The sequence below is a fragment of the Pedobacter sp. PACM 27299 genome, assembly GCF_001412655.1.
Classification (GTDB): domain Bacteria; phylum Bacteroidota; class Bacteroidia; order Sphingobacteriales; family Sphingobacteriaceae; genus Pedobacter.
The window spans coordinates 5,661,914-5,677,764 of the sequence record NZ_CP012996.1 but is presented as its reverse complement, the minus strand read 5'-3'; the positions used below and the strand labels follow the sequence as shown (position 1 = coordinate 5,677,764).

The following is a 15,851-nucleotide window of genomic DNA, read 5'->3' as shown; positions in this document are numbered from 1 at the left end:
TTTATGCTATTAACAATCTATTGATTACTTCCATGTATCATGGTGATGTGTTATATTATGATATGCTTTTATAAACTCCTTAATCATTGTGTTTTATGGATTTCCATTGTAATATATAATTATTTTATAATTGAATGATAATTCTTAATATTCATGTCTATTAATTATTGAGTATTAGTTTAGTTATTTTTTTTAATAATATGTCTAATGTTCGTTTACGTAATGGCGGGGGTAAGTTCATGGAGTGAGGATATCATTTCACGTAATATGTGTAACTAATATTCAGGTTAAGTGTATTTTTGATTGAAAATGAATATATGATTGATTATTTATTTTAATAATTTATTACAATTAACTTGTTCCAGCACGTCCCTTCCCTTGCGTTGTTTGATGTCTTGCTCTGTAATTGTAATTATTAATTTAATAGGTAATTTTTTATTTGAATCATTATTAAAAAAATCAGAGGGTGCTGAAAATCTTAAAAAGAGTAGGCTATTATGTTAATCAACAATTGTGAACAAGAATTATTACCTATTAAGCTGCCTTTTTTTAGCTGCATCTCTATTTTTCGGATGTTCTAAAGAGGAATTTAAATTAAATGATCTACAGGAAAACTCTAATTCCTTGTCAAACAGAATCAGCCTACTGTCTGCAGGAGATGGCAAAAATGATTTGCTTGGATTTGGATATGATATCACCGGAGAATATGCCAATTCTAGTGCTGCAAAGTTTCCTGTAATTGATGTGGATAGATTACAAAGTGAGCAACCAACTCGGGTAATTTGGGATTTATCAAAAAAGCAGGAAGGAAAAATTATCGCCGGAAAAAATGCTCTTGATTATACTAAAGGATTGAGTTTAAGGGTTGATGCTGAATATACCGGTGTGACCCCGTTTTTTAAAGCAACAGTAACAGCTCGTTATAAGGATTCTACTGCCTTCTCTTCTAAATTTGTTTATAGCAGTTTTGATTTGATGATGATACAAAAAAGAGTCAAATTCAACGCAAATAATGCGATGTTGATGGATTATCTTAGTCCTTCATTTATTGCAGATGTTAGTAATCAAAGTGCTGCATATATTGTAAATAATTACGGCACCCATATTTTAAAAGATATCGTTTTGGGCGCTAAGCTTGAAGTTTTGTATCGCTCAGAGACATCTAGAGAAGATAAAATTCATGCAGCATCTGCTGGAGTGGATGTGAAAGTTAAGGCTATTTTCAGTATAAATACGGGTTATTCATATAATACAACTGATGTTAAAGATAATTTTTCTCAATCATTGCATTATAGAACCTGGGGTGGTAATCCTTCAATGCAGATTGTTGGAGAAATGCCATTAGGTACGAATACACCTGTAGTCAATATAGGTAGCTGGCAAAATAGTTCTACTGTAGAGAATGCAGAAATGATTAATATTAGTGAGGGAGGCTTAATCCCAATTTATGATGTAATCAATGATCCTGTAAAAAAGGCAGAGGTAAAGGCATATGTTACCAAATATTTATCGGACAATCAGATTCATATCGTAAATGAGCCACCTACTAGAATGATCTATCGTTGCTACAACGCTAGTACTAATGGTAGATTGTTAACTGTTAATCCCGGTGAAGTAGCTGGAAGCTCCAGTTGGCAAGTTGAAGGACCGTTTGCTAAAATATATCCAGATAATTCTATAGCTGGGACAATAGCCTTACATAGATTTTACCTGCCTAATACAAAGACTCATTTTTATTCAAATAATAGAAATGAACTTGGGCCTGGAAATGGTAATGGTGTGTATGAAGGAATTGTGGGTTATATTTTTTCGGCGAACGTTCCAGGCACTCAGCCTTTAATTCGATACGTGGATAATAGAGGACGTCATATGTTCTCTGTCGGATTTAATGAACTGGGTTGGGGAACTGGTGGATGGATGTATGAAGGTATTTTAGGATATGTAATAGGTACATAGTTTTATTCCATAAGATATAAAAATTATAAAAGGCGGGAAATCCCGCCTTTTATAATTTTAACTTTTTTCAATTTGTTCAATGTCGATGTTATTCAGATCTCTGGATATTTTTTTTAGACGTGATTCTCGTTCTATGGTTGGTGTCTTAGTGCTTTCCGCTGCTTTTTTTATTAACTTTGTCCATGCTTTTGACGGATACCCATACCCACCTATATTACGAGACAGACCCAGAGAAATTAGATGTCTTGATGCAAAGATGTCTTGATAATCATATAGAGCGCCTGTTTTTGCCCAATGTTGATATTGCTTCTATTGCCAAAATTGATGCGATGGTAGAAAAATACCCGCAACATTGCTTTGCGATGGCCGGATTGCATCCTTGTGATGTAAAAGAAGATTATGAATTGGTACTGGACGAAATCTGCGAAAGTATCGTAGGCAGGGAGATCTATGCCATTGGTGAGATTGGAATTGACCTGCACTGGGATAAAACCACTTTAGACATTCAGAAGATCGCTCTTTCTGAGCAGATCAAATGGGCGAAAGACCTGAACCTGCCGATTGTGATCCATTGCAGAGAAGCTTTCGACGAGATCTTTGAGGTATTGGAAAAAGAAAGAGATGCCAAATTAAGAGGGATTTTGCATTGCTTCACCGGAAATGTAGAACAGGCAAAACAAGCCATCGACCTCGGTTTTTACCTGGGTATCGGCGGTGTAGTCACTTATAAAAATGGCGGACTAGACGGGGTATTGAAGGAAATCCCATTGGCCAACCTGGTTCTGGAAACTGATTCTCCTTACCTGGCACCCGTTCCTTTTCGTGGAAAACCAAATGAAAGCAGTTACCTGATACACATTGCGGAGAAATTAGCAGACATTTACCAAACCGACATCGAAGAAATTGCTGCCGTCACTACTGCCAATTCTAAAACTATCTTCAACATCTAACCAATGACTAAAATACTGATCATCTACACCGGCGGAACCATAGGAATGGTAAACGATCCTAAAACCGGTGTACTCATTCCCTTTAACTTTGAGCAAATTCAACAAAATGTTCCGGAACTGGCCAGGTTAAACTACGACCTTTCCGTGCATTCTTTTGATCCGATCATCGACTCCTCTAACATGGACCCCTTAATTTGGGAACAGTTGGCCAGTTTAATCCGGGATAAATATGAGGAATTTGATGGTTTTGTAATTCTTCATGGTTCCGATACGATGTCTTTTACCGCTTCTGCATTGAGCTTTATGCTGGAGAATTTGTCGAAACCGGTGATCTTAACCGGCTCACAGCTGCCGATAGGAGAGATCCGAACAGATGCCAAAGAAAACCTGATTACCGCCCTGGAAATTGCGGCCACTAAGAAACAAGGAAAAGCAATGGTGCCCGAAGTGTGTATTTATTTCGACTATCAGCTATTTCGCGGCAACCGATCCATAAAATACAATTCAGAGAAATTTGAAGCCTTCCGCTCGCCAAATTATCCAATTCTGGCAGAAGCAGGAGTTCATTTATCTTTCTTTAAAAACTACATCGCAAAACAGCCTACAGAACCTTTGAAGGTACATACAAAGTTCAACGCTAATATTGGGGTACTGAAACTGTATCCGGGGATTTCTCCTCAGGCAGTTCATGCCATTACAAAATCAGGGGTGGATGCCATTGTGCTGGAAGCCTTCGGCTCCGGAAATACAACTACTGCAGATTGGTTCATTGCCAGTTTACAGGATGCCATCAATAGAGGCAAACTGATCATCGACATTACCCAGTGCAAAAGGGGAGCTGTAGAATTGGGGAAATATGAAACCAGTAAAAAGCTGCAGCAGATGGGCGTCATCTGTGGTTATGATACCACTTTTGAAGCTACAGTGACCAAATTGATGTATTTAATGGGGCAGGATTATACCGCAGCAGAGGTAGGCGCTTTAATGGAACAATCACTTCGCGGAGAGCTGACTGCCTGATCTGCTTATCCTGTCAATGTAATTAAAAACCAAAATCTTGCGCTAGATCAATTATAACCTTAATTTTGCAGTTCAATAGCAAATTGGAATGAAGATAGAGCAGATATATACAGGTTGTTTAGCAGAGGCAGCCTATTACATAGAAAGTAATGGTGAAGCCGCAATTATTGATCCCCTACGGGAGATAGATCCCTATCTTAAACGTGCGGAGAAAGACAATGCAACGATAAAATATATTTTCGAAACTCATTTTCATGCTGATTTTGTGTCGGGTCATGTAGACCTGGCAGAAAAATCCGGTGCGGAAATCGTGTATGGCCCAACGGCCCAAACGACTTTCAAATCTTTGATCGCAGCCGATGGACAGCAATTTAAAATTGGTGCAGTCACGATCACCACCTTGCATACGCCTGGGCATACACCAGAATCAACCACTTATCTATTGACGGATGAGGAAGGTAAAGCACATTGCATTTTTTCTGGTGATACCCTGTTTATCGGTGATGTTGGTCGTCCGGATTTAGCACAGAAAGGGGAGCTGACCATGGAAGATATGGCCGCCACCCTGTACGATTCGCTGCACAATAAAATTTTAACACTTCCTGACCATGTATTGGTATACCCTGCACATGGTGCCGGTTCGGCCTGCGGAAAAAATATGAGCAAGGAAACTTTCGATACTTTAGGGCATCAAAAGGAAGTCAACTATGCCTTAAAAGCAAGTTCAAAAGAACAATTTATACAAGAAGTGACGGCAGGTATTTTACCACCACCTCAATATTTTGCTAAAAATGCCGCCATGAACAAACATGGTTATGAAAGCTTTGAAGAAGTTTGTGAGAAAGGATTGACGCCTTTAACACCAGACGAATTTGAAGCCATGGCAAATAGCACCGGGGCCCTGATCCTTGATACCAGAGATCCTCAGGTCTTTGCTAAGGGCTTTATTCCTTCTTCGGTGAACATTGGGTTAAATGGCCAGTTTGCCCCCTGGGTAGGCGCTTTAATTACCGATCTCAAACAACCTTTGCTATTGGTGTGTGAGCCGGGAAAAGAAGAAGAAGCGATTATGCGTCTTTCCAGAGTTGGTTACGACAATACCATTGGGTTTTTAATGGACGGCATCAGCTTATGGGCCGCTGCAGGAAAAGACCTGGAAACCATTACTTCTATTTCTGCTGCGGAATTTGAAAAAGTATTGAATAACAATGAGAATGTGAAAGCCCTGGATGTGAGAAAACCAGGAGAGTATGAAGCCGAACATCTGGAGCAAACTTTAACACGTCCTTTAGATTACATCAACGACTGGACGCAGGAGATCGATCCTAAAAAAACTTATTATATCCATTGTGCCGGTGGGTACCGCTCTATGGTAGCCGCATCGATTCTTAAAGCCCGAGGGGTGGAAAATGTAATCGATGTTGCCGGTGGTTATGCTGCCATCAAAACTACGGGATTGAAACGTACGGATTTTGCCTGCCCTTCCAAACAGATGAAAGCTTAATCCATCATTAAAACGGATAAAATGAACAATTACGATGTACTGATTATTGGTGCCGGCCCGATTGGGATGGCTTGTGCGATTGAAGCTAAAAAGGCCGGACTGACCTATGTCATCGTTGAAAAGGGAGCATTAGTAAACAGTCTGTTCAATTACCCCGTTTTCATGACTTTCTTTTCTACTTCCCAGCGCCTGGAAATAGGGGGTGTTCCTTTTGTGAGCATCAATCCTAAACCCAATCGCAATGAAGCTGTAGAATATTATAGGAGAGTCAAAGAAAAGTTCTCTTTAAATATTCATCTTTTTGAAAAGGTGGAACAGGTGAAGAAGAATGAAAACGGGATATTTCAGGTTGCCACTTCAAAAACAAATTATAAGACCAAAAAAGTGATCATCGCGACTGGATTTTATGACATTCCACTAATGATGAATATTCCCGGCGAATCCTTGCCAAAAGTGACCCATTACTATAAAGATCCGCATTTGTATGCTTTTCAAAATGTAGTGGTGATCGGCGCCAATAATTCTGGCATTGATGCAGCTTTAGAAACTTACCGCAAAGGCGCAAAAGTAACATTGGTGATCCGCAGCGGCGAGATCGGTTCTTATGTAAAATATTGGGTGCGCCCGGATATAGAAAATAGGATCAAAGAAGGCGAAATCACCGCCCATTACCATTCTGAAGTGACCAGCATTGAAGAGGGGAAAGTAACCATCAAAACTCCGGAAGGGGAGCATACCATCGACAATGACTTTGTGATCGCGATGACCGGTTATCATCCTGATTTTGCCATGCTCAAAAACCTGGGTGTGGAAATGGGGGATGGTACACAGCCCTTCTATAATGAAGAAACGATGGAAAGCAATTTGCCAGGTTTATATCTTGCAGGCGTAGTATGCGGAGGGATGGATACCCACAAATGGTATATCGAAAATAGCAGGGTGCATGCCGAACAGATCTTTGCACATATCGCTGCAGGGGAGAAGGCAGTGCTGTAAAATAAAAAAGCGCTGTATTCTTTGCTCAGCAAGGTATACAGCGCTTTAATTCAGCCTTTAATATTAAACCGTTAAGGTTGTACCGCAGCTTTTTCAGCTACTGAGATCTTCAATATATTTTTAACGAAATCATCCACAGCCTGTAATACAGTTGGGATGTCTTTAGAGGTAATATAAGAACCTATAACATGGTCTCCAGCATTAGGAATTGCTTTTTTAACTTTCATAGCAGCCGGAGTTCCCAGTTCATCAAACATTTTCAACTCGGCAGATACCTTTACTGTTTTGTCTTGTTCCTGCTCGTTTTTATAATAGTATAACAGCAAGGTTGGCTGTGTTACTTTTTCAAAAGTTTGCTTGTTCATGGTGGTTTCTACCAATTCCTGCAGCTCAACTGCAGATTCTAAACGGTATTTAGTATACCAGTATTTAGCATATCTAGGATCACTGTCGGCCACTTCTCTTTCTTTTTTGCCACCAAAGTTCAAACGTGCAATCTGTAATCCCCATGGGTTGTTTAATAGAAAAGCGAACTTCTCGTTGATCTCTATGTTTGGCGACATCAGCATCAAGCTATATACTTCTTTAGGATAGGTAGCAGCCAGCTTTAATGCCAATGTACCACCAGTAGAAGTGCCCATCAGGATCACTTTCTTTCCTAATCTTCTTCCAATTTCTAAAGCCTGTTTAGCACTTTCCCAAGCCCGGTCCGGCGTATAATACTCCATTGCCGAAACCGTGTCTATTCCATGATCCGCAAGTCTGGCCAGGTATAAATTGGCATGAATTTCTTTCGCCAGGTAGGTATGAACAGGGTTGCCCTCTTCCTTAGAAGCGGTATAGCCATGTAAGTAAACCACTGAATATTCCGACTGCTGTTTGTTCGCAGAATCTGCCCATACAATCTCTGCCTCATTACCCGGCTTGATCTTGTGCTTGGACTCGATAGATTTCACATAATTTTCAAGCTCTGGAAGTTGAGGAACAACAGGAAGCTGAGCGCTGTATTGTGGCTGCGCAGGTCTTGGACCCATAAAATATACCACGAGAGCGACTAAAATAACGGCGATAAGTACTTTGAATGTATTTTTCACTTTAAACTTTTTACTAAAAGTACGCTTTTAAAGATATTTAATTTATGTTTGCACACATATTTTTTCACCTGAATGCCGGGAATAAATCAGATAAAACTACCTATAGCCGCCGACATCGCTGCCTTCGAAGAAAAGTTCAAGGCTTCCATGCACAGTGACGCACCATTACTGGATAGAATTACCCATTATATTGTTAAAAGAAAGGGTAAGCAAATTCGTCCGATGTTCGTCTTCTTTGCTGCAAAACTTTGTGGTGGAATCATTGAATCTACCCATAGAGGTGCCGCTTTAGTGGAACTGCTGCATACTGCAACACTTGTTCATGATGATGTGGTAGACAATGCTTATGAGCGTAGAGGTTTCTTCTCCATCAATGCCCTTTGGAAAAACAAGATTGCGGTATTGGTAGGTGATTATCTACTTGCCAAAGGATTGCTGCTTTCAGTGAATAATGGGGAATTCCGCTTGCTGCAAATCGTTTCTGAAGCGGTCAAGCAAATGAGTGAAGGGGAACTGCTGCAAATAGAAAAGGTACGTAAGATGGACATTTCTGAAGAATTATACTTCGATGTGATCCGTCAGAAAACCGCTTCTCTAATTGCTTCCTGCTGTGCTTGTGGTGCTGCCTCGGCAGGTGCTGATGAAGAAACTATTGAAAAAATGAGGCTGTTCGGCGAAAAGGTCGGCATCGCTTTCCAGATTAAAGACGATACTTTTGATTTTGGTACGGACGATGTTGGAAAACCTTTAGGCATTGACATTAAAGAGAAAAAGGTGACTTTACCTTTGATCTATGCGCTCAACCGTTCCGATAAGGCTGAGAAAAAGAAAATGATCAATCTGGTAAAAAACCACCAGGATGAGCCCGCTAAAATTCAGCAGATCATCGATTTTGTGAATGCCAAAGAAGGCGTTCGCTATGCGCATGAAAAGATGGTGGAGTACCAGCAGGAAGCTTTCGATATTCTCTATACTTTCGAACCTGGTGATGCCAGAACAGGTCTGGAACAACTGGTGCGCTATACCACGGAACGTAAGAAATAATTCTCTGCCATAAATTTGCTATAAATTTGTTGCAAATAAAATGACCCACAGGTACAACTTGTAGGGCCAAAATCCTTATTTTCATTGAAATTTCTCCTTTATGAAAGCTCTTTTAGTCTATTGATTTGTGCTGGCGCAGTTGCTGCGGAGGCTCAAACTACGATACAAACTTCTGCCGAAACGGGCGTACAAGCCCTTGCACAGTCAACAGTCATCACATCAGTATCTTCGCAAATGAAGGTTCAGGGTAATTTTGGTCCCGTTTTCCAGCAAATAAATGCGGAAGTGCAAGCCAATTCCAAGGCTTACGATAACTTGAAATTCGCTACAGAAAATATTGGCCACCGATTAACTGGATCCGCAAATGGAGCGAAAGCAGAGGCTTATGCCTATCAACTGCTGAAGTCCTATGGCTATGAGGTAAAATTCCAGCCTTTTGAAGTGGAAAGCTGGAGCAGGATCAGCAATGAGACAAAAATCGGAGATTCGGAAAAAGAATTGAAAAAAGTAAACTCAGTTACTTTGGCACATTCGCCGGTAAAAACCAGTGTATTTGGGGAGCTCATAGATTTAGGGAATGGCCTGGAAGCAGATTATATCAAGGATGGTGGAAAGGTGAAAGGTAAAATTGCCCTGGTTTATCTGGGCGTACTCCCCGGTTCTGCTGAAAAAACGCCTTACCTGCACCGATCAGAAAAAGCAGCGATAGCCATTCAGCATGGTGCCAGAGGAATTATCCTGATCAATGGTGTAAAAGGAGGGGTATTGCTGACTGGAACGGCTTCGGTTACCGGAAAACTGATCCCAATCCCTGCGCTTTGCATCGGTTTGGAAGATGGGATGGCTTTAAAAGAAACCTTAAAAAGTAAGCCGCAATATGCCAGCTTAAATATGAGTAATTTCTCTGGTTTGATTAAAGCGAGGAACGTCATTGCTACCTTAAAAGGAACAACTTTACCTGCCGAAAAGATTGTAGTAGGTGGTCATTTGGACAGCTGGGATCTGGCAACAGGTGCCATTGACAATGGCATTGGTTCTTTCGCCATCATTGATATGGCGCGTACTTTCAAAAAATTAAACTTAAAGACAGCACGTACACTTGAATTTGTACTGTTCATGGGGGAAGAACAAGGGTTATTAGGTTCAAAAGCTTACGTTGCTGCGGAGCATAAACAAAATACACTGGATAAAGTCAGGTTCATGCTGAACTATGATATGGCCAATAATCCTAAAGGATTTTCAACCAGTAGAAAAGAAATGAAAGATTTGTTTAATGCCTGGGGCAGCCAGATCAATCAGCTGGATAGCGGTTTCAAAAATATATTTTATGCAGGTGCAGGCTTGCACAGTGATCACCAACCTTTCTTATTGGAAGGAATCCCAACAGGTGGAGGCGCAGGAGAAGTACTGCCGAATAATTCCGGTCCTTTCTACCATTCTGATGGAGATGTATTCTCCCTGGTGGATGATCAGGAATTGAGAAATACGGTGAGATTTAGTGCCATGCTGGCTTATGCCCTGGCCAATACACCAAATATTCCAGTGAGCAGACAATCAAATGAGGTATTGAAGAAATTTCTTCAAGAGAATGATCTGGAGGTTCCTTTGAAGATAGCTGGTGAATGGAAGTGGTAGTACAAATAGCTCAGCATTCTTTTCAAAGGAATGCTGAGCTGAAAAATGGGCAGGTTGATTTTATATCCGCAATAGAGCTAGCGATATAGGATCACAAATATCTTTTTAAGGCTGATCAATAGCCGTTTCCGGTTTATTCCAGTTGATCTTAACTGAAAAATACATCAGACAAGCCACTGTAATGAACAAGCCAATACTGCCAAAGAGTAGCGCAAGGTCTTGCAACTGGATAATCACATAGATAAAGCTGTAGAATATACTGAGGGTGATCGCAAAAACTATTGCTGCTTTTTTGTTCCTCAGAAAAGCTCCGATAAATGTACTCACGAGGATCACCGTGGCAACAGAAGCGATGAAATAAGCGGCTCCAAAACCAACCTGTTCCGTAAAGGATAACAACAGGGTATAATAGATGATCATGGCAGCGCCAATCAGGACATATTGCAGCAGGTTTACTTTCACTTTATTCAGTAATTCGATAAAGAAAAGTGAGATGAAACTCAATAAGATGATTAGAATGGCATATTTTGCAGAGCGCATTGTTTTCTGGTACTGATCTACCGGCAGTAAAAATTTCACCCCAAACGTCGCTTTTATTTTATTTTGTGGGGTCAGCACTGCTTGTCCGCCAAGCCATTGCTGCGGAAATGGCCTGTTGAAATTTGACATTTTCCAGGTGCTGCTGAACTGTTTTTCTGTGATGTTTCTGTTTTCTGGCAGAAAAGCGCCTGTAAAACTTGGATTGTTCCAGTCGCCACTTACTTTGATGGTGCTGTTTTTACCGAGGTGCAGGAAATTTAATGCTTCACTACCCCTCAAGTCTAATTCATAATTAAAGTGGATATCGGAACGCTTTGCAGCTGAAAGATCGATTTGTATACCCAGGTTATTGACCAATAGGTTTTCTGGCGCAAAATCTGGTTCTGCAGTATAGACCTGGCCTGCTACTTTAATAATGGGCGTACTTTTTAAGCCTTTAAAGTCGCTGATTCCAGCTACTATCTTTGCTTTATCCCATAAAACCAGTTCTGGATTGATCCCCGATTTTTTCAATTCCAATTCACTGAATTTACCATTTAAACGGATTTTCGCATGGTATACCACGGCATCAAATATACCTCGGTGCAGGATTTCCGGTTTTACATCACTTTGTATGTCCAGGCTTTCAGGCAGTAGGTAAATGGTGTTGAAGCTTTCTTTCATGATCGATTTTCCGTTCACATCTAAGGTTTTAACCCATGTTTTATAAGGAAGCTGCAGGATTGGACTTTCAATCAGCTGCGGACCTGACCATTTCTCAGAGATTTCCTGTATGGCCTCATCTTGTCGGCCCTGGCGTTCCTGAATCAGGTATTGAACCCAGGAAGAGGGGATGAGTAAGAGCAAGGTCAGTACAGCGATTAAAAATAGTTTAGCACCCACAGATTCCTGTAGTAGGGCAAAAGTTGATTTTTCTTTAGGGAATTGAATGTTTTCCATGGTTTTTGTTTTTAAAAAGTACTTTGAATTTCAAAGCAGAAGGGTAAAAAAAATTAAAATTTCTGTTGTTTGATTAAATTTTCCAGGGATTCCAGGTGTTTCAGGAAGGCGATTCTTCCTTGTTCTGAAGCGGCATAACTGGTATTGGGCTTTCTGCCCAGAAAGGATTTATAGACATTGATATACGCTTCTTTCTCCAGGGCTTTCAGATGGGAAGCCAGGTTACCATCGGTTACTTCCAGCAATTCTTTCAGAGAATTGAAGTCGTAATTTTCATTGGCTACCAGAATGCTCATGATCTGCAGGCGAACCCTGTTTTCAAAGGCTTTATCAAAATTTGCTAATGTGCTTTTCACTTGTCGTATTTAAAATGCATGATCGTACCGTAAATAATATGGAGTAATCCGAAACCAATGGTCCAGAAAATAAGCCCATATCCAGGTAATAAAGCGGCGAATATACCAAGAATCAGCTCCATTAATCCAAGCCATTTTACATCTTCGAATGTATAGTTGCTGGCACCAACGAGTGCCAGCCCGTAAAATATCAGACAGGTAGGGGCGATAACGCCATAATATCCTCTAAAAAACAAGATTAAAATCAGTGCACCTCCGGTCAGTAAAGGAACCAACATGCTGAACAGTAGTTTTTTGCTGATCGGGTTCCACACTTTCTGGTTGTGCTTCCCGGCTTTGCGCAGCGTGAGGAAAATTCCGGTACTGATGGAAAGCAGCAATACGGCCAATGCGATAAAAAATAAATTCCACAACAGATTGGACTCATTTACATAATGCTCCCGGTAATCCATGTTCATGGTTTGACCGTACACCAGTGAATAGGCGATACCTGCCCCAATTAAGGCATAAACTCCCGCCAAAATTCCTGACAATCCGCTTAGGGAGATGAATTTTGCAGAACGTTCCATCAGGTTTCTGATGGAATGGAGTTCAGAATAGATTTCTTGCTTTTCCATAAAAGTACTTTGTATTGCAAAGTAAAGTATTAATTATGGAAACCACAATAGGGGCTTAAGAATTTTTCACGAGGATGCTTTCCAGCACATTAGCTACGTCATCACATTTATCAGCGGCCATCTCGAGGATTTGCAGGATTTCTTTCTGTTTAATCAGCTCAATCGGACTGATACCGGATTGGAATAAAAAGGCGATGGCTTGATTACATACGGCATCTGCCTGGCCTTCGCCTTTATAAATCCGCAGACAAACATCACTGATCAGTCCGGTATTCTTGAAAGTACGGAGTTCTTTGAGAGCAATTTCCAGATCACGGCACATTTCAATCAGCAGCTGCGCCATGTGGATCATCGGCTTATTGAGTTCCGTTACCTGATAGAGGTCTACATTAATGGCTGCGGTGTGCATGTAATCTGCAATGGCATACAAAGAGCTGATCAAAGAATGAATGTCTTCCCTGCTGAATGGCGTGATCAGGCTTTTGCTAAGGCTCAGGAATACTTTAGTGCGGATTTGTTCGCCGGTATGTTCCATGCGCTCAATTTCCTTGATGTGTACTTTGCGTTCTTCCAGATCTGTGGTGCTAAAAGTAAGCAGTAAGGTTTCCGACAGCCGTACCAGGTTCCCGCCGCATTGTTCAAATAGCGGCTGGAACTTTTTATCCTTAGGACTAAAGACTTTAAAAAAGTTGTTCATATTATAGATGATATGATTCAAAAATATCAATCGTAATATTAACAGGGGATGAAGTTTTTGCTATATTAAACGATCGTCACTTCGATGCCCAAACTCTCCAATTGCTGTAAAATCTGTGTGGAAATACCGCTATCGGTAATGATATGATCCACTTCTTCTATGCCGCAGATCTTTCCGAATCCTCTTTTTCCGAATTTGGTGGAATCTGCGAGCACAATCACTTTTTGTGAAGCATCGATCATCTGCTTGTTCAGCTGTGCTTCAGAAGCATTGGTTGTGGTGAGGCCGAAATCTAAATCGATGCCATCTACGCCCAGAAAAAGTTTGCTGCAAAAGATATTGCTCAGGATATGGTCTGAATATGGTCCGGTTACAGAGGCTGAGCTTTTTCTCAATAATCCTCCCAATTGGATCACCTCTATATGGTCGTGTGGAATCAGCTCTAAAGCAACATTCAATGCGGAAGTGATCACAGTAAGGTTGCCCTGAGGTTTAATGGCTCTGGCCAATGCGAGTATAGTAGTGCCGGAAGCAATGATGATAGAATCATTGTCTTTGAGTAATACTGCTGCCGCTGCTGCTATCCTTAACTTTTCAGCAGATTGTAATTGCTCTTTTTCATTTACTGGCCGGTCTACCGTATACGGGTTGTTTAAGGTGGCGCCGCCATGTGTCCTGAAAAGTAACTTTTTGTCTTCGAGTAGTTTCAGATCCTTACGAATGGTCACCGAAGAAACATCCAGATCTTTGCATAAAATCTGAACATCTACAGATCCCTCTGCTTGAATCCTATGGAGAATGAATTGGTGTCTTTCTGCTATATTGATCATTTTTTGGCCTTTTTGTGGTGGTTTTAGTGGTTAAAATTAAAGATGCAACAAAATTAAAGGAAATAATAAACTATTCAGTTATCTTTTTAGCTGTCGATATTTTGACCTTTCATTTTGTTGCGCTTAGAGGTTAAGCGAGGATTTGTGAAAAATGACGTTTGATCACTGTTTAAATATCCCAGGTTTCGGATTGATTTACAGCACAGGTGTTCCGCTTTTTTTACATTTAAAACTGCACTGCAGGTATTATTTTGTGTGTTTGTAGGGCTTTAAGTTAATGGATCTATAATATTTGGTTAATAATAATAAGAAGATATTTGAAGCGAAAGGTGTCATGATAATGAACCTAAAATGGAACAGCAAGATTGATCAATATAAATTTAAAATTATGAAAATGACTTCCTTATTGGTATGTGCTGCTGTGATCGGATTGGCTCCGGTAAAGCTGAATGCACAGGTAAAAGTAAGCGCAAAGGCTGAATTCCCTGCCTTTAGTACGGAAGGCCATCGAGGTGCCCGTGGATTAATGCCAGAAAATACCATTATGGCTATGAAAAAGGCAATAGACCTGGGCATTACCACCTTAGAAATGGACACCCATGTGACCAAAGATGGGGAAGTTGTGGTGACACACGATGATTATTTAAGTCCGGCCTTTATGCTGGATGCAAATGGAAAGGAACTCCCTCCCGGGGATGCTAAAAAATACCCGGTGTATCAAATGACTTATGCGGAATTGAAAAGCTTTGACCTGGGATCGAAATATTACCCTGCTTTTCCGCAGCAAGAAAAGATCAAAACATTTATCCCCCGTCTGGAGGAATTGATTGACTCGGTACAGTTGTATTTAGAACAAAGCGGTAAAAAACCGATGTTCTATAATATAGAAACGAAATGCGGACCGGAAGGGGATGGGGTATTGAATCCTGACCCTGAAACATTTGTCAAATTGCTCATGGGGGTGTTGGAGAAAAAAGGGATTACCCCATTTGTAGTTATTCAGTCTTTTGACAAGAGAACTTTACAAGTGTTAAATAAAAAGTATCCGGAGGTCAGAACTTCTTACCTGGTTGCGAATACAAAAAGCTTTGAAGAAAATATGGCTGACCTGGGCTTTTCGCCTTTCATCCTGAGCCCGTATTACAAAATGGTCAATGCAGAATTGGTCAGGAAATGCCATAACCAGGAGATTAAAGTGATTCCATGGACCGTAAATTCAGCAAAAGAGATTCAGGAGCTAAAAGATTTAAAGGTAGATGGCATCATCTCTGATTATCCGAATTTGCTGGTACACTAGTTTTTAAGCTTAGATGTTAGCCGCATTTCCCTGATCTTTCTTTTATCGCCTGTTTGCAGTCCTGCACAGGTATTAAAATTGGATACTGTTTACCTGTCTAAAGGGTATGCGGAACGGTTAGAAAAGTTCAAAAATGAACCGCTGTCCAAAGCAGGATATTGTTTTTCTAGGGAATAGCATTACTGCTGGAACGAATTGGGCGAAATTGCTGGATATGCCCAATGCGAAGAATAGAGGGATTTCCGGCGACATTTCCATAGAGATTCATGATGCCATGATTGTGCAGAATTATAAAGGCATGGTACAAAGGATCAAGGCAGGATACCAGGAATGGGCAAAAGTGCTTAGCGCCGGAAACTACCTCAAATAAGCTTTA

15 protein-coding genes are annotated in these 15,851 nt (G+C 40.6%); 9 read left to right on the top strand and 6 right to left on the bottom strand.

Translation table 11 applies throughout. The annotated features are described in order from the left end of the window. Positions 1-513 precede the first annotated feature (513 nt). The 5 genes from AQ505_RS23875 to AQ505_RS23855 all read left to right on the top strand — a co-directional run bounded on the left by AQ505_RS23875 (position 514) and on the right by AQ505_RS23855 (position 6,426). On the top strand, positions 514-1,956 hold the full coding sequence (locus AQ505_RS23875; RefSeq protein ID WP_062550478.1) for an MAC/perforin domain-containing protein: 1,443 nt from the start codon (positions 514-516) through the stop codon (positions 1,954-1,956). Positions 1,957-2,138: 182 nt separating this feature from the next. Next, positions 2,139-2,906 (top strand): TatD family hydrolase, encoded by a 768-nt coding sequence (locus AQ505_RS23870; protein WP_062550477.1) that lies wholly within the window; start codon positions 2,139-2,141, stop codon positions 2,904-2,906. A gap of 3 nt (positions 2,907-2,909) precedes the next feature. After that, positions 2,910-3,926: an asparaginase gene (locus tag AQ505_RS23865; protein ID WP_062550476.1), complete on the top strand. Its 1,017-nt coding sequence runs from the start codon at positions 2,910-2,912 to the stop codon at positions 3,924-3,926. A gap of 88 nt (positions 3,927-4,014) precedes the next feature. Beyond that, complete coding sequence (locus tag AQ505_RS23860; protein WP_062550475.1) at positions 4,015-5,430, top strand: MBL fold metallo-hydrolase; 1,416 nt, start codon at positions 4,015-4,017, stop codon at positions 5,428-5,430. Positions 5,431-5,451: 21 nt separating this feature from the next. After that, positions 5,452-6,426, top strand: a complete 975-nt coding sequence (locus AQ505_RS23855; protein WP_062550474.1) for a YpdA family putative bacillithiol disulfide reductase — start codon at positions 5,452-5,454, stop codon at positions 6,424-6,426. A gap of 71 nt (positions 6,427-6,497) precedes the next feature. On the opposite strand, the gene AQ505_RS23850 is transcribed toward AQ505_RS23855, so the two are convergent. Further along, a complete protein-coding gene (locus AQ505_RS23850; protein ID WP_062550473.1) occupies positions 6,498-7,520 on the bottom strand; it encodes an alpha/beta hydrolase in 1,023 nt (340 codons plus the stop codon). A gap of 72 nt (positions 7,521-7,592) precedes the next feature. Between AQ505_RS23850 and AQ505_RS23845 the strand changes: the two genes are divergently transcribed. Continuing rightward, complete coding sequence (locus AQ505_RS23845; protein ID WP_062550472.1) at positions 7,593-8,564, top strand: polyprenyl synthetase family protein; 972 nt, start codon at positions 7,593-7,595, stop codon at positions 8,562-8,564. 84 nt (positions 8,565-8,648) lie between these two features. Next, on the top strand, positions 8,649-10,199 hold the full coding sequence (locus AQ505_RS23840; RefSeq protein ID WP_231634971.1) for a M28 family peptidase: 1,551 nt from the start codon (positions 8,649-8,651) through the stop codon (positions 10,197-10,199). Between the two features lie 105 nt (positions 10,200-10,304). On the opposite strand, the gene creD is transcribed toward AQ505_RS23840, so the two are convergent. The 5 genes from creD to AQ505_RS23815 all read right to left on the bottom strand — a co-directional run bounded on the left by creD (position 10,305) and on the right by AQ505_RS23815 (position 14,178). Then, positions 10,305-11,678 (bottom strand): cell envelope integrity protein CreD, encoded by a 1,374-nt coding sequence (gene creD, locus AQ505_RS23835; RefSeq protein ID WP_062550471.1) that lies wholly within the window; start codon positions 11,676-11,678, stop codon positions 10,305-10,307. Between the two features lie 53 nt (positions 11,679-11,731). Continuing rightward, positions 11,732-12,034, bottom strand: a complete 303-nt coding sequence (locus AQ505_RS23830; protein WP_197286261.1) for a winged helix-turn-helix domain-containing protein — start codon at positions 12,032-12,034, stop codon at positions 11,732-11,734. Next, on the bottom strand, positions 12,031-12,651 hold the full coding sequence (locus AQ505_RS23825) for a hypothetical protein (RefSeq protein ID WP_062550470.1): 621 nt from the start codon (positions 12,649-12,651) through the stop codon (positions 12,031-12,033). Before AQ505_RS23825 ends, AQ505_RS23830 begins: the two co-directional genes overlap by 4 nt. A gap of 55 nt (positions 12,652-12,706) precedes the next feature. Then, entirely contained in the window at positions 12,707-13,348 is a 642-nt protein-coding gene (locus AQ505_RS23820; RefSeq protein ID WP_062550469.1) for a DUF47 domain-containing protein, read from the bottom strand. Positions 13,349-13,413: 65 nt separating this feature from the next. Then, entirely contained in the window at positions 13,414-14,178 is a 765-nt protein-coding gene (locus AQ505_RS23815) for a DeoR/GlpR family DNA-binding transcription regulator (protein ID WP_062550468.1), read from the bottom strand. Between the two features lie 388 nt (positions 14,179-14,566). Here AQ505_RS23815 and AQ505_RS23810 point away from each other — a divergent pair, with 388 nt between their 5' ends. Next, a complete protein-coding gene (locus AQ505_RS23810; protein ID WP_062551186.1) occupies positions 14,567-15,475 on the top strand; it encodes a glycerophosphodiester phosphodiesterase family protein in 909 nt (302 codons plus the stop codon). Between the two features lie 133 nt (positions 15,476-15,608). Further along, a complete protein-coding gene (locus AQ505_RS23805) occupies positions 15,609-15,845 on the top strand; it encodes a hypothetical protein (protein ID WP_062550467.1) in 237 nt (78 codons plus the stop codon). Positions 15,846-15,851: the final 6 nt, after the last annotated feature.

Coding starts and splice junctions, on each gene's coding strand:
- AQ505_RS23805 (WP_062550467.1), top strand. CDS start 15,609: ATGAACCGCTGTCCAAAGCAGGATATTGTTTTTCTAGGGAATAGCATT.
- AQ505_RS23865 (WP_062550476.1), top strand. CDS start 2,910: ATGACTAAAATACTGATCATCTACACCGGCGGAACCATAGGAATGGTA.
- AQ505_RS23820 (WP_062550469.1), bottom strand. CDS start 13,348: ATGAACAACTTTTTTAAAGTCTTTAGTCCTAAGGATAAAAAGTTCCAG.
- creD (WP_062550471.1), bottom strand. CDS start 11,678: ATGGAAAACATTCAATTCCCTAAAGAAAAATCAACTTTTGCCCTACTA.
- AQ505_RS23855 (WP_062550474.1), top strand. CDS start 5,452: ATGAACAATTACGATGTACTGATTATTGGTGCCGGCCCGATTGGGATG.
- AQ505_RS23845 (WP_062550472.1), top strand. CDS start 7,593: ATGCCGGGAATAAATCAGATAAAACTACCTATAGCCGCCGACATCGCT.
- AQ505_RS23815 (WP_062550468.1), bottom strand. CDS start 14,178: ATGATCAATATAGCAGAAAGACACCAATTCATTCTCCATAGGATTCAA.
- AQ505_RS23860 (WP_062550475.1), top strand. CDS start 4,015: ATGAAGATAGAGCAGATATATACAGGTTGTTTAGCAGAGGCAGCCTAT.
- AQ505_RS23870 (WP_062550477.1), top strand. CDS start 2,139: ATGCTTTTGACGGATACCCATACCCACCTATATTACGAGACAGACCCA.
- AQ505_RS23825 (WP_062550470.1), bottom strand. CDS start 12,651: ATGGAAAAGCAAGAAATCTATTCTGAACTCCATTCCATCAGAAACCTG.
- AQ505_RS23810 (WP_062551186.1), top strand. CDS start 14,567: ATGAAAATGACTTCCTTATTGGTATGTGCTGCTGTGATCGGATTGGCT.